9 protein-coding genes are annotated in these 14,728 nt (G+C 52.9%); 3 read left to right on the forward strand and 6 right to left on the reverse strand.

Annotated elements, in window-relative coordinates:
- Positions 1-159 precede the first annotated feature (159 nt).
- Both IPG22_21975 and IPG22_21980 read right to left on the reverse strand, forming a co-directional pair.
- Positions 160-6,504 carry an Ig-like domain-containing protein gene (locus tag IPG22_21975; GenBank protein ID MBK6590944.1) on the reverse strand — a complete coding sequence of 2,115 codons (6,345 nt, stop codon included), beginning with the start codon at positions 6,502-6,504 and terminating at the stop codon, positions 160-162.
- 94 nt (positions 6,505-6,598) lie between these two features.
- On the reverse strand, positions 6,599-7,951 hold the full coding sequence (locus IPG22_21980; GenBank protein MBK6590945.1) for a hypothetical protein: 1,353 nt from the start codon (positions 7,949-7,951) through the stop codon (positions 6,599-6,601).
- A 208-nt stretch (positions 7,952-8,159) separates the two neighbouring features.
- On the opposite strand from IPG22_21980, the gene IPG22_21985 reads away from it, so the two are divergent.
- The 3 genes from IPG22_21985 to IPG22_21995 all read left to right on the forward strand — a co-directional run bounded on the left by IPG22_21985 (position 8,160) and on the right by IPG22_21995 (position 11,022).
- Entirely contained in the window at positions 8,160-8,945 is a 786-nt protein-coding gene (locus tag IPG22_21985) for a PspA/IM30 family protein (protein MBK6590946.1), read from the forward strand.
- A gap of 53 nt (positions 8,946-8,998) precedes the next feature.
- Entirely contained in the window at positions 8,999-9,847 is an 849-nt protein-coding gene (locus IPG22_21990) for a hypothetical protein (GenBank protein ID MBK6590947.1), read from the forward strand.
- A gap of 113 nt (positions 9,848-9,960) precedes the next feature.
- Complete coding sequence (locus IPG22_21995) at positions 9,961-11,022, forward strand: hypothetical protein (GenBank protein MBK6590948.1); 1,062 nt, start codon at positions 9,961-9,963, stop codon at positions 11,020-11,022.
- Positions 11,023-11,096: 74 nt separating this feature from the next.
- On the opposite strand, the gene IPG22_22000 is transcribed toward IPG22_21995, so the two are convergent.
- Genes IPG22_22000 through feoB form a run of 4 tightly spaced genes read right to left on the reverse strand, consistent with a single transcriptional unit; the run spans position 11,097 to position 14,715 of the window.
- Positions 11,097-11,582 (reverse strand): MogA/MoaB family molybdenum cofactor biosynthesis protein, encoded by a 486-nt coding sequence (locus tag IPG22_22000; GenBank protein ID MBK6590949.1) that lies wholly within the window; start codon positions 11,580-11,582, stop codon positions 11,097-11,099.
- Between the two features lie 60 nt (positions 11,583-11,642).
- Complete coding sequence (locus IPG22_22005; GenBank protein ID MBK6590950.1) at positions 11,643-12,533, reverse strand: DMT family transporter; 891 nt, start codon at positions 12,531-12,533, stop codon at positions 11,643-11,645.
- A 1-nt stretch (position 12,534) separates the two neighbouring features.
- Complete coding sequence (locus IPG22_22010; protein MBK6590951.1) at positions 12,535-12,690, reverse strand: FeoB-associated Cys-rich membrane protein; 156 nt, start codon at positions 12,688-12,690, stop codon at positions 12,535-12,537.
- A gap of 33 nt (positions 12,691-12,723) precedes the next feature.
- A complete protein-coding gene (gene feoB, locus IPG22_22015) occupies positions 12,724-14,715 on the reverse strand; it encodes a ferrous iron transport protein B (protein ID MBK6590952.1) in 1,992 nt (663 codons plus the stop codon).
- Between the last annotated feature and the right edge of the window lie 13 nt (positions 14,716-14,728).

The following is a 14,728-nucleotide window of genomic DNA, read 5'->3' on the forward strand; positions in this document are numbered from 1 at the left end:
GCTATGCTTCGCCGGATGCCTCAAAATTATTCTTGCGGCTGTGCCGCCGCTCTTCGATTTGCAAAAGAGCCGCGGCATAGCCGCAAAGCGTTAACTCGATCACACGGAAAAGCACAGCCTTTCCGCAAATAGATGGGCCTAGCCCAAAAACGACGGCTCCTATTCAACCCTTACAAAATCAGTTCCCGTCCGTCCGAACGTCTCCGGATGATACATCTCCTCGGCTTTCGCTGGTGGAACTACGAACACACCCGGCGTCGTCGCACGAGTGACGTACGAGTAGTTATAAACACCTTCCCAGAGCAAGCCGGTAAACGCTTCGGCTCGTTCGTCCCGGAAGTTTTGGTGTTCGAACCAGTTTTGACGCCACCAGTAATAGTTGCGGCCGATCGAGCGGCTGCCGACTTCGAGAACGCTGGTCGCGTTGTTGTCGGCCGGGATCGCTTCGGTAACGGCGAGGCCGGGATTTAGCACTTCAAGTCCGGCGGGCAGTGGATCGACCAGGGCGACGTGATAACGGCGAGCCTGTGCAACCATCGTTAGCCTGACTCGTACCCTCGCACCGGCTTTGATCGTCCAGCTTCCGTCGGGATTTTGCTTGACGTCGGCCTTGTCATCGACCGCCTCGTATTTTCTGAGAACCGTAAATCCGTAATCAGCCGGATCGAGTTTCAGGTTTTTCGGGGCGTATTTCATGCCGATGCGGTAATAGAGCCGTCCGGCACCTTGTTTGTCAAGGATCAGGTTCGACGTTCCGCCCTGATCGACGAGATACGACATCGGAATGTTGATCTCGTTCGAATCGATCGAACGTCCCTTGAACACCTGTTCGCCCGCATACGTATTGCCGAGCCAGACGCGGGTCACAAAATCCGGCGTGACCTTTTCAAACGCGTTGAAGTACTTATCGAGCGCCAGCAGGATAAAGACGTTCTCCTGCGTATTCGACCATGCACCTTTGGTCCGGTGATCGAGCAGGCCGCGGACGAGCTTCGGAATGAGGTCGTTCTTTGGATCTGCTTTGATCATCGCCTCGAGCAAGACGCCGTCGGCACGGCGGTTCGAGTACATGATGAGCCATGCACCATCGCCGTAGTTGGTGACGAAGTTAGCGGTCGCCGCCGTCTCGGTCGTGCGGTTCATCAGATGTCTGATGATCGCTTCGACCTCGACTTTCGATCCCGGATCGTTCGCCAGTACCGAAAGCACCCATCCCAACGCCTCAAAAGGCATTTTCTCTATCGTGGCTTCGGCCAGCAATTTCTTCGCCTTCGCCGCGTCCTTGTCGCCCATCAGGTCTCGGATGTACAAAGCGTATGCCGAGATCGTCCAGCGGACTTCGGGGGAATTTTTATACCATTCGTCAAAATGCTTCTCGACGTCCTTGAGATAAGGCTTGGTCTTGTTGAGCATGTCGTCGGGCACCTTGTAGCCTTTCTGTTTGGCGAGAGCCAGAGCGTGAGCGACGTGGATCGTGAGGAATGGATATTCATAACGCTCCTTGTCACGCTTCCACAGGCCAAAGCTGCCGTCGCTTCGCTGTCGCGACTGCAGGATCTCGATATCGCGGGCGTAGTATGACTCGAGCTGTTCCTTGGTCGGCATGTCCTTAGCCTTGAAAGCCGACAGAACGTCACGCATCGCGGCGATCGAGATCATTCGCGATGATATCTGCTCTGAGCAGGCGTACGGATAATTCGTTAGATATAGGAACGCATCGGTCAGCTCCTGAAGCTGTGTCGACGACGTCGTAACATCCAAACCACCAAACTGCGGATAAACATCGCCCGGCGTCTGCACCGGCTGAATTATCGCCCCGTTCTGATCCGTCGTGCCATAGGTCGCAAAAGCCTCAGTCGTCGCCGGTGTCCAAACCGGTAAGCTAATTTCAGCCGCATCGCTGAATTTGCCGGATGAGACCGCGAACTGGAATCTCGCCGTTCCGGCTTTGATCGTCGTGACCGGAAAACGAACCTCGGCACGGTCGTTGGCCTTGATCAGAACGCGTCGACCCGCACTGCCAGTACCGCCTGCGGTAGCGGGCGGGGTTGTGGCGCCGGGGTTCGAGGCCCCACCCGCTACCGCAGGTGGTACCGACACGAACGCCGCATTAGTCGCCCTCACAACAATGTCCACCGCCATATCCTTATTCGTCTGATTCTGGATAACGACCGGCAGGTCAGCCTTATCGCCGAAGTTCATAAACCTCGGAGCCGAGGGCCGCACCATCAGCGGCTGTTTGGCCGTGATGTTCGATTCCGATTTACCAAACCGTTTGCCCGTATCGACCGCGACCGCCGTGATGCGATACCGCGTCAGATTATCAGGCAGCTTGATATCAACCACCGCACGGCCATTGGAATCGGTGCGAACCGATGGCGAGAATTTAGCAAGGGCGTTGAAATTCTGACGGAGATTTATCGGCGTGTCTGGTGATTGAGCTTTCTCTTCCGCCGAAAACTCGTCACGCTCGACGGCTCGATTTGCTTCCTTTTTCATCGCCGAAGGCTTTGCCGCAGCCCTGCCCAAAACCCCGCTCGGCATATTTTGAGTTGCGATACCTGCGTCCATCATCGCGCCTTCGGTGGCTGGTGGAGGCGGGGCTAGCTTAATATCCTCCGGATTTCCAAGCAATATCTGCTGCCTCGAATGATGATCCGTCACTCCGGTCGCCCGTGCCGTGTAGAACGTGTCCATAGGATTTCCGATCACGTATCGCGACAAAGCGAGTACACTCTCGTCTACCACGACGACCGCAACTTCACTGTTTGCAACAGGTTCGCCGCGACTGTCCTTGACCTGAATGTTGACCTTCGTCTCGCCGCCGGGGACGAGTGTTTTGTCCACAGGCTCGCTCGAAACGGTCAGTTTGCGCGAAGCAGTTGAGATCGCGAGATTGATATTCCCCGACGCGAATGCCGGGCGTTTCGCGAGCTTCGGATCGACCTCGCCCTTGTCATTCGAACGCTCTTCAGCCCCGACCAGATCGACCTGAGCGTAGATGTTCGGCAGATATTTTTCTTCAAGCGGAATTTTTAGCGTGATCGACGAATCCTTCATCGAGAAACGCTCGGTTTTCACGATGCCGTCGCGGCGCAAAGTCAGGACGCCTTCGGCTGGGGTGAACGGTGCGATCACGAGCAGCTCGGCAACATCGCCGGGTGCAAAATCCTTTTTCGACGGGATGATCTGCACTTCTTCCTGCTCGACATTCCGTTTCGGCGGCTGTTTTCCGCCCGGAACCCAGATCGTCAGTTCGCTCTCATTGAACCGCTCGCGGTCGTCCATCACGGTTGCGGTGATCGTGTAGCGTCCACCCTGTTTCGCGAAGAACAAGCATTTCTGTGCCTTATCGGTCGATTTGACGGTGCAGTTCTGCTCGTCAATGACCTTTTCGCTCCAGCTTCCCTTGTCGAAGACCCAATCTTTGAGAACAGCCTTGATATCGGCGTCCTTGCCGGCGACAAGTTTCCCGTCGAGGTCGGAAACGATCGTTTCAACCTCCATCTTCTCGCCCTTTTGGACGAAAGTTCGCGGCGTTCGGATCCCGACATAAAGATCGGCCGGATGTACCAGCAGCGAAGTCGTACTCGACCACGCCTGGCGGTTGACGTCCATCACCGACGAAGCGGCGGTGATCGTGTACGGACGCGGTGGTTTGACCGATTCAAAATCGATTTTCAGCAAATGCTTGCCGCCCGCATCAGTTACTCCTTTGAAATACTGCGAATTCCCGCCGTAATAACCACCGCCATAAATATCGCCTCGCCACCACGGCGTCCACGTGCCGAACGTGTAATCGTCACGGTTCGGCGGTGTGAAATTCGTCGGAGTAGCGGTCACGGTCCAGTTGGTCTCGGCGTTCGCAAGGCCGCCGCCGGCGTAGTATTTTGCCTCGACCGACAGCAAAGCCTTGCCGCCGACAAAGTGCGGAGCCTCGGTCTCGACCTTGCTCGTCACCTCAAATTCCGGCCGGCGAAATTCCTGTATCTGAAATTCGTGATAATACGTATTTCCCGAATACGAACTGCTCGTCGACATCTCGATCCGGCAATTGCCCAGATTTGCGTTGTCAGGCAGCGTGAATTTGAAATCGAACGCACCGAAAGCGTTGAGATTTGCCGTACCTTTTCCGATCTCGTTATTTCGGGGATCTTTGATCGAATACTTCACGCCACTCGCACCATCGCCGAGCCCTTCGACATCGCCGAACTTGCCGCCCGTGACCTTGCGAATGTAGCCTTTTACCGCGACTTCCTCTTTCGGCTTGTACATTTTGCGGTCGTCAAATACGAACCAACGCAGGTAATCAGGCTGTGCTTTTTTGAACCAATTACCCGACTGCTGCCAATAATAATCGGCATTTTCCGGCAGGAACGAAACATCTTTACCGCGTCTAGCAATGAGAATATTCTGCGAGCTTGGGGACGCCGTATCCGGAAGTTGCAGCCGCATAATGCCATTCTCGCCGGTCCGGTTCGTCTGAGCCTCGGTTATCGTCTCGACCTCGGCAGCAGTGCCGTCCTCGTTGATCGATTCTGTCTCACCGGCACTCGGTCCGCCGGCTCCGGTTACCCAATCCCAGACCGTTTGCAGAATTCCTTTGTCTTCGGTTTCAGCAACATTTCCGCTGACAACACCTTTCCCGTTGGGAAAGATCGAAAGCTCAACTCCCGACAGTGATTTGCCGGTTTTAAGGTCCGACGCAAAACCGACAAGTTCCGTGCTGTCAACAAATGCATCCAAACCGATCTGTGTTGCCTGCAGCCACGTAAAAACTCGCGTACGGTCGTATTTGTCGCGTTTGACGGTCGGTTCGATGTCGATGATGACGTTGCCGAAGCCGCCGTCGAGCGCCGGCGAAACGTCGATCCGGGTCTCGACCATCTCGTCCGGTTTAGCGGCGATGTTCACCGTTTTGTCCGAGACCAGCTTTCCCGGGATCGCCGGACGCTTTCCATCGTCATAGTTGATGTGGCGGACATAGTCCTGAAACATCGGCCAATCTTCAGGGCGGACCTGATAAAGCTTGACCTTTGCGGAGTTGTGATTGGTCGAATAGATCGAGAACGTCGCCTTCGCGTTCGGATCCATCACGGTCATAAAACCGCCCTGAGCGTAAAGATTCGAATCCGCCGAACCGACCTTGATCGTCGCCGTCGCGTTCTTACCGAGGCTCTGGCCAAAAATATCCGAGATCGCACCGTCAACCGTGATCGTGTAGGTCGTTTTGCCCTTTTTGTAACCGTTGATGTAGACGTAATTTCCCGAAGGATAGATCTGCAAGCCCTCGACCGCCGGCTCGACCTTGATCATTTCCTTGGTAAATTTCGAAGCGTCGAGCGAGTTGTTGAATTCGAGAGCCCAGTTCGTGAAGGGCGTGCAGTTCTTGTTCTCACGCCAACCACACCAGCCGCCGTTGAATTTCAGTGCCGTGTATGTCTGAAACGCAAACGACTGTGCCGCCGTCGTCGTCAAAGGCCCTTCAGCCGAAGCAGTTCCCTTTTCAACCGTCACCTGGATCGTCGACGCCGCGGGTAACGCATTCTCGGTCAAACCGTCCGAATTTAATGCGCGAAAAGCTAACCAACGCTTCGGCTGCGCTTGTTTCGACGTATAGTTGATCGTGCTGTCTGCATTGATCTCAGCTTCGGTTGCGAGACGTATCGGCAGTTTCTTTCCGCCAGCAATGACCGAGATCGTCCGCAAAACTACTTCAGGATTCACATCCTGATCGAATGACAGATACATCAACGCATCGCGTTTTGTGATACCGCCATTCGGTATCATCTGCTCGACCTTCGGCGGCGGAGTAGTGAAAGTCCATGTAAAATCTTTTGCCAAAACCTGTCCGGTGGCTGATTTCGTACCTGCGGGAACGCGAGCCGTAAACTTCGTCGCCATCGGAAAACGCTTCGTCGTGTCGAACATCAGCGTCTTCGTCCCCAGCCAACGCCAGTTGCCTTCGACCTGGGGCGTCAGTTCGACGGGCGTCACTTTCGCTGCCTGTTCCTGTGAAGTGACAGCAACCATCGGATGCGAAAACGTCACATTCAGATCCGGAGCCAGCGGAACTTCCCCCTCAGGCGACCAGCGGATGACCTGCAACGTCTGCCCCGAAGTATCGACCTTCGGCGTACCGCGGCCGTCGTCCGATGGGAACTTAACAGGCAGTTTGTTGCCAGTCTTCGGCGCGGGCAGCGTCCCGACGCGTTTGGCAAAATCGGTCTGATCGTCCGTCGCGGCCTTGATCTCAGGAATGCGTTTTAGCAGGTCGGCCTTTTCCTTTTCGCTGATCGGGTCGGTCGAGGGCAGCTGCTGTTTCTCACGCGTTTCCGCACCTTCGACACCTTCGCTAAGTCTGAATTTCAGCCCGCCGGGCACATCTTTCATACGCTGTTCCATCGCCCTCCCAATAACCTGACCGTGAGCAACCATGCTCGCGGGCGCAATAAATCCCAGATAAATAGCTAATATTAACGTCGCTGAAATAAGCTTTTGCATTGTAATATCGTCCCTTGTCCAAGTTCTGCGGCGAGATAAACCTCGCTTTTCTCTATCATCGGAACGCATGCCGCGGTGAGTTCTTGCAGCATCTTCAGAATCCTTCAAGGATCGCAAGGGCCGTTTCCCCGCCGCCGGACGTTATGTTGACGAGCGACCCAGCGGCAAGCCGAACCATACCGCCCTCGACGTTTCCACGGAACAAGAACGGATCAAAATCGACGGTGAGCGACTCGATCCTTGCCTCGCCATTCATGAAGACCGGAATATCGGTTTTCTCGACCAAAACCCTTTCCTGCACGATGTAATGGGCTTGTAGGGCCACGGCAATTGCATCATCCCATTCGGCCTCTGAACTGTCCCATCCAAAATAGATGCCCTTGCCACCATATTCGTCGTTGGGCTTGAGGACAAATTGATCACGTCCGGCCCTAATGAACTCGACGAGCTCCACCGATCCTCCTTTGTAGGTTGTTTGGCCGTATCTAAAATTACGGGTCCACGGCACATGGCGGCCGATCGTGGCAAGTTGTTCCGAGCTAAAAAGCTGGCTGTACCGCGGGTCAGTTAGGACCGCAAAACTTGCTTTCTTATGTGGGATCTTTGAGCGGAAGGAATTAACCATACAAACATTTCCATCCGAACACGCTTGATAAAGTGAGTGGGTCTCGTCAAATCGTTCAAGAAACTCGTGTATTAGAACGCGCTTGAAAAAAATGTCGATATCGAAATCCCCGGCGATCAAGGACGAGTTTTTATACTCGAGTTCCCCAGGTACACAGATCTTCGTCGAATATCCTCGGGTCTCGAAATACTCTTCCAGAATTACAAACTCCGGCCGCGTTGAGACTCCATCCCAATCAACGATAGCAATGTTCGGCTTTTGCTTCTTCCCTCCAAAGTCGCGATATGCGCTGTCGAGTACATCGAGCAAGCGTATCTGCGGCTGCGGGTAATGGTGCTGATTATCCTGAAGGAACTGATCGACGATCGGCACGTTCGTAAATAATCGCTCCAGCGCTGCCTGATCACCGATGCCCGCAGGATTCTCGCCATTATATTCAAGAAAAGCGAAACCGTCCGCCGTCAGAAAAGTATCGAGCCGACTGTTAATTGATACATCCAAATAGCCAGTTTCGAGTCGTGCCCAACGTTCCTCTTTTTCAGAGACGCCAAGCTCCGACATGATCTCCGGATGGTCCAGAGCCGCTCGAGTGAGCGAAACAAAAGCCCCGTTGAGAGTCGAAGCCGCGTGCCGGATCGCGTTGTATCTGGATTCGGCAAGAAAATACGGCCTGAGGAATGGGCATATAGGCCGCTCTCCGTGCAGAATTCCGGAACTCCTTTGAATGGATTCCAACCGCCCGAAAAGGTCCGTGTCGAGCCTATGCTCATTCAGCAATTTTTCATCCAGATCGTTGACAAGTTTTTGGAGGGTAAGTGACATTTGTTTCCTTGCAAAGCCCGCGCGCAACTACTGTAAACCAGTTGATGCAAAAACCCAATTGAGTCGCTCTGTTTGCGGGCATATTCTCTTTCCTTAATTAAATTTCCTGTTATACTGTTCTGGAATTTGCAACTTTGCGTTTTCGTGTATCGTAAGGGATTTGGCGATTATTTGTGGTAACACATTTTTTGAGGAGCGAATAGTAAAAATGGGATTGTGGGCAAGAATCAGTAGAGTTTTTCGGGCGAGTACGGGAGCGGCGTTAGACAAGATCGAGAATCCGGAACTCGTGCTGCAGCAGACGATCCGCGACATGCGCGATCGCGTACCGGAATTGAACAATTCCGTCGCACAGGTCATGGCGACTGAGCGTTTGCTGCTCAAGCAGAAAGAGAATCTCTCGAGCCAGGTCGTTGACCTCGATTCCAAAATCAAAGCCTCAGTAAAAATGGGCCGCGACGACATTGCGACCGCCTACATCGGTCAGCTCCAGCAGGCTCAGATCGATCTCGAACGGACCTCAGCTCAGGCTGAGCAGGCACAGATCTCTTCGAAACAGGCACTAAAGGCACGAGACAACTACGTGCTGAACATGAAGAAACGCAGTGCCGAGGCGATGCAGCTGATCAGTGCCGCCAAACAGGCGAAACTGCAGGAACAGCTTGCCCAGACGATGGACACGTTCAACATCGGCGACGATTCCTCGACATTCAACGAAATGCGAGAAAAGATCGACCGCCGCGTTGCCGCAGCCGAAGCCAAATTACAGCTCGGAGCCAGCAACGTCGACGCCCAGATGCAGGACATCGAACGCGAGGCGATGGACATTCAGATGCAGGACAAACTGCTCGAATATAAGGCACAAATGGGAATGCTTGGTGCCGGAACCCCCGAGCCGAGCAAGCAGATCTCGGCAAATTCCAGCGTTCAGGAAGCCGAAGTTCTAAATACATCGATATTTGATGAAACAAACGAAAAAAGTCATTCGAACTGATCGGAATAGTTCTTTCGAACCCTTGAGCGTCAATTTGCATCTGTTAGTTTGATATGGCTGATATAGCGAAATACCGGCAGGACATGACGAAATTTGAACAGAGCTATGCGAAAGCAGCTCTGAAAGAGCCCGTGAATTTTTGGGGGCTCGCCGGTTTTCTTGTGGCCGCCGCCTACACGGGCAGCGTCATTCCGCTGCTGATAGCTTTGATCTGCGAAGCCCTGTATGTTGTGATAGTTCCCAATCTGCCGATGTACCGCAGCCTTGTTCAGAATCGAGAAAAGCAACGCCGTCTAAAGGAACACACGGACGGCCGCGAAAAGCTGATCAAATCGTTTACGCCCCGTGAACGCGAAGCGGTCGAATACCTTCGCTGGCTCAAGGATAAGATCCAGGACAACTACACGAAATTTACCGGTGCGGGCCAACTGCCTTCGAACCTGAAAGCTCTTGACCAGCGTTGGGAAGATTTCGTCGACCTGCTCGATGTTTACCGCCGCCGAAAACAGCATCTGAAATCGATCAACCGCCAGGCCGTTCACAACCAGCTTTCACAGGCTTTTCGTGCGATGGAGAGTGCCGGTGACGAAAAGACCAAACGCATTCAACAGACCAATGTAGAGATCCTCAAACGCCGGGTCAACTCGTTTGACGAGATCGAACGCAGCGTAAAGCTCGTTGAAGGCCAGCTCCAATCGATCGAAAACTTCTTCAGCTACCTCAACGACGAGATTGTCACCATCTCAACACCTGAGAAATTCTCGCTCCTAGACTTTGAGCAGCTTTCCGATTCAATCGCCATGACCAAGCAAATGCTTGATGCAACTGCTGATGAAGTTGGAGCACTCGATTCCTATAACCGCGAGATGGGAAATCTGGAATTGCTCCCTGGTGCAAAATAACATCTTCATAAATTCCAAAACGTGATTCTTGCCTCAGTTTTGTATTTGGACTAATATTAAAGATTTCAGACTGGTCTGAGATTTTAATAATTAGCCATATATAATCTAAACATATGAAACGAGTAGGAATCTTAGTTGGACGCGAACAAACGTTTCCGGAATCAATAATCAAAAGCATCAATGAAAAAAGCGACGGCAAGGTCGTTGCTGAGATGATCACGATCGGCGGCATTCGTATGGATGAGCCGAAGAAATACGACATCATCATTGACCGCATTTCGCACGAAGTGCCATATTATCGTGCGACGCTCAAGCGCTTCGCTCTCGAAGGTACGTACATCATCAACAACCCGTTCTGGTGGTCGGCTGATGATAAGTTCTTCAACTTCGCACTGGCAGCAAAGCTCGGCGTAGCCATCCCGAAGACAGTTCTGCTTCCGCAGCACGATTACATTAAGGATATAACGGCAGAGAGCCTTCGCAATCTGGAATTTCCGATCGACTGGCAGGGCGTGATCGACTACGTCGGATTCCCTTCGTTCCTCAAGCCGTTCGATGGCGGCGGTTGGAAGAACGTCTCGAAGATCCACAACCTGGACGAACTATTCACCGAATACAACCAGTCCGGCACGCTCTGCATGACCTTGCAGGAAGGCATTGAATACGACCATTTTGTTCGCTGCTACTGCGTCGGCAAGGAAAAAGTTCTGATCATGCCATACGACCCTTCCAAACCTTATCTCTCGGGGATGCAATACGTAGATGTCGATGATTACCTAACACCTGAACTGCACGCCCGGGTTGAAAAGGATGTTAAGACGATCTGCACTGCTCTCGGCTATGACCTCAATACCGTTGAGTTCGCGATCAAGGACGGCATACCGTATGCGATCGATTTCATGAACCCCGCGCCGGACGCGGAACTCGCCTCGGTTGGAGAAAAGAACCATCGCTGGATCGTCGATAATATGACGGAGTTTATCCTCAAGAAGCTTGATGAAGGCTGGGATACGCCGGAATATCAGTGGACCGCGATGCTGAACCCGAAAGCTAAATCGAGTGCATCGGTCAGCACAAAGGAAAATGCCGCTCCTAAGAAGGCATCTGCAAAAAAAGCTTCTGCTCCTAAGTCCGCCGCCAAGCCTAAAGCTCCCGCGAAACCCAAGAAGGTGTAACGCTAAATTTGACTGGTATCGATGGAGGCTGTTCGGAAATAGAATTCCGGACAGCCTTTTTTTTTTTTCTTCTATCAGTGTGCGGTATCGCCCGCGATCTGCGCGATCGCGTGGCCGAGAACCAGACGAATGACCTCGAAGCATTCCTCCACGCCCTTCGGCGAACCCGGAAGATTGATGATCAGAGTATTCCCGCGAATACCGCAGACGCCCCGTGAAAGCATTGCTGTCGGCGTTTTTAACGCGGTTTCCCGACGCATTGCTTCGGCGAGGCCCGGGGCTTCCCGCTCGATAACGGCCCTTGTTGCCTCAGGCGTATTATCGCGAGGGGCAAAGCCTGTTCCGCCGGTGGTTATGATCAAATTGATGTCGTCACGCTGGGCAAGCGAATGAAGAGTTTGGGTGAGATCACCGAGATCATCGGTAATGATCAATTTCTCCACGATTGCGGCTCCCTCCGCCGTTAGCAACTCGGCGAGTCGATTTCCCGACATGTCGTTTTCAAGTTTGCGCGTATCGCTGACAGTGATAATGGCTACCTTAATAAATTTTTCTTTCATGAGTTGCCACTATCTTTAGCTAGTGGAAGGAATTAACAAAGTGAAAAGGCTTTATCGCGTCTAAGCAGCGGTCGCCTCTATTTCTTCGAGCCGCCTGTCTTGTCTCCTACTGTATGATACGCTGAGCAGCACGCCAACGACCACCAAAGCCATTCCAAACAAAGCCTCCATTCCCTGCGATTCGCCAAAGACGAACCAGCCTATTGTAATGGCATAGATCAAACCTGTGTAGTTAATGATCGCAACGCCCGCGATGCGTTCGCGTTGGAGGGCGTTCGTGAGAAACATTTGGCCGATCTGCGAAAATACGCCTATCAGGAATAGATACAGCCAATCCCACCCGTGCGGCATTTCCCATTGGAAAAAAAGGCTGATGAAACCAAGCACAGCTCCGACGAGCTGAAAATGCAGGACGACCGTCAGTGGATGCTCCTTGCCACGCAGGCTTCGCACCAGATTGTACGCCATGCCCGAGCAAAACGCCGATATCAGGCCGAGTGCCAGATAAAACGGCGATATTCTCGCGTCGAACCGTTCGATAAGCAAAACGCCGACAAAGGCGATCGCATAAAAAAGCCATTGCGGCGGCATAACGCTTTCCTTTAGAACAAAAATTGCAATTGTAGCGGTAAAGATGGGCGAGACGTATTGTATTGTCTGAGCCGAGGCGAGCGGCATGTGCTGGATCGTTAGAAAAAAACAGAACAGGGCGGTTGTCCCAAACAGGCCGCGCAGAAAAAGCATCATGTGATTCTGCCCGATAACGCTTGCCTTCTCACGTTTCAGGATCACAATACAAAAGAATGTCGCGAGGATGCACCTAAAGAAGACCGTTTCCATCGCCGGAATATGCGCGACCTGTTTCACACATACATTTGCAGCAAAAAACGCGAGTGTCGACAGGAACATCGATCTCACGCCGGCGGTCAGGAATTTCGGTTTGGAGTCCAAACTATGAGGGTAAATTTTTCGACGCCCCGTTGCAACCGCAGTCGGTGCCGCATCCCTTTTTTGGGGAGAATGAAAGGACCCGTTTAGCGACCAAACTGCCCGCGTAAAGAGCGGCGGCGATAATGATTGCGATGACGATGATCGTTTGGATATTCATTCCTTAATGGCGAGCAGGATGCTCGCCCTCCAGTCATTCAAATCCCAAGAGCCTTCCGCCTTGATACGTTGCGAATGCGGCAGCGTACGCCAGCCCGGTCATATACGCGAGCATGAATGCCGGCCATCTCCACGAATTCGTTTCGCGGCGCACTACAGCCAGTGTTGACATACATTGCATCGCAAGCACAAAAAATACCATCAGCGTCAGAGCCGTTAGCGGCGTCCACGCGAGCCGCCCGTCTTCCCGTTTCGCGTCACGGACGGCCGCAATGAGCGTTTCTGATTCTTCGTTCTCATCTTTCCCTACGTTGTAGATGATGCTAAGCGTCGAGACAAGAACCTCGCGTGCCGCAAAACTCGCGATAAGTGCGACGCCGATCTTCCAGTCAAAACCGAGCGGGCTGATCACAGGCTCGATCACGTGGCCAAGCTTACCGGCAAAGCTGTGTTTGAGCTGTTCGCCTTCAGGTAATGGTTCGTTCTTCGTTAACGGCTGATCGCCGACGGTTGTTCCTTGTTCGTTGCCGGCGACCGCGACGGGAACCGGTTGTGGGCTCCGCGGAAAGTACATTAACGCCCAAAGAATGATCGAGATGGCCAGAATTACAGTGCCGGCACGTTTCAGGAAAAGCCACGCTCGTGTGATCATGTTTTGGATGACGGTCCGCAGATTTGGCACACGATAGGGCGGCATTTCCATCAGGAACGGCGGCGGCGGCGCTATCAAGAGTGTTCGTTTCAGAATAAACGCCGCAATGATCGCGACGAAAATACCGAGAGCGTACATCGCCAGCATCAATAACGCACCGACCGAAATAAAGCCGAAAACCGTCTGCCCCGCAAAAAAGGCTGCGATCATCAGCGTGTAAACCGGCAAACGAGCTGAACAGCTCATGAATGGCGCGATCATGATCGTGGCGAAACGGTCACGCCGGCTTTCGATCGTGCGTGTAGCCATGATGCCCGGGATGGCACAGGCAAAACTGCTAAAAAGCGGCAGAAATGCTTTGCCGTGCAAACCGACGCGGCTCATCAGCTTGTCGAGTAGGAAAGCGGCCCGAGCCATATAGCCGCTGTCTTCGAGCAGCGAGATGAATAAGAATAAAAGGAGTATCTGCGGCAGGAAGACCACGACGCCGCCGACGCCCGCGATTATTCCATCGGCGATCAGGTCCGTTAGAATTCCCGGCGGCATTTCAGCCCTGACTAGATCGCTGACCGCACCGAACCCTCGCTCCAGCAGATCCATCGGCAGGCTCGACCAAGAGAAGATCGTTTGAAAAACAACAAGCAGTACCGCGATCAATATCACCAATCCGAAAACTTTATGGGTCAACACCTTATCGATCTTTTCCGATAAACGGTGTTGCGACTGGTCACTGTGCCAGACTGATTCCTGGACTGCGTTCGAGATGAAGTTATAACGTGCAAAGATCCTTCCGGTTGCACCTTCTTCGCCATCTGTATCCACGAAAATATCGTGTATATCCGGCGTCGTAAACAAGACATCCTTAACTCTCGCAGCGAGTTCTTCGATCCCGCGGCCTTTTTTAACATTCACCGCAACGATCGGCGTTTTGAGCAGAACACTGAGCATTTCGATGTCGATCTCATGTTTCTGTTTTTCAAAAACATCGATCATCGTCAGAGCGATGACGACCGGAATGCCATGCTCCATGATCTGCGTAACGAGGTAGAGGTTTCGTTCGAGATTTGTTGCGTCAACTACCGCGACGATCGCATCAGGTTTAGGAATTCCCTCCTGCTTGCCGCGAATGATATCACTCGCGATCTGTTCGTCGAGCGATGTCGCATCGAGGCTGTAGAGGCCCGGAAGGTCTATAAGATTTGCGGTTTCGTCTCCTAGATTCCATGGACCTTCCTTGCGTTCGACAGTAACCCCGGGATAGTTTGCTACTTTTTGTTTGAGTCCGGTGAGAGAGTTAAAGAGGGTCGTCTTGCCGGCATTTGGGTTACCGGCAAGCGCGATGGTTATCTGCGATTTCTGTGCGATTGCGTTCATTCATCGGCCTCGT

The sequence above is a fragment of the Acidobacteriota bacterium genome, from assembly GCA_016703965.1.
Taxonomy (GTDB): domain Bacteria; phylum Acidobacteriota; class Blastocatellia; order Pyrinomonadales; family Pyrinomonadaceae; genus OLB17.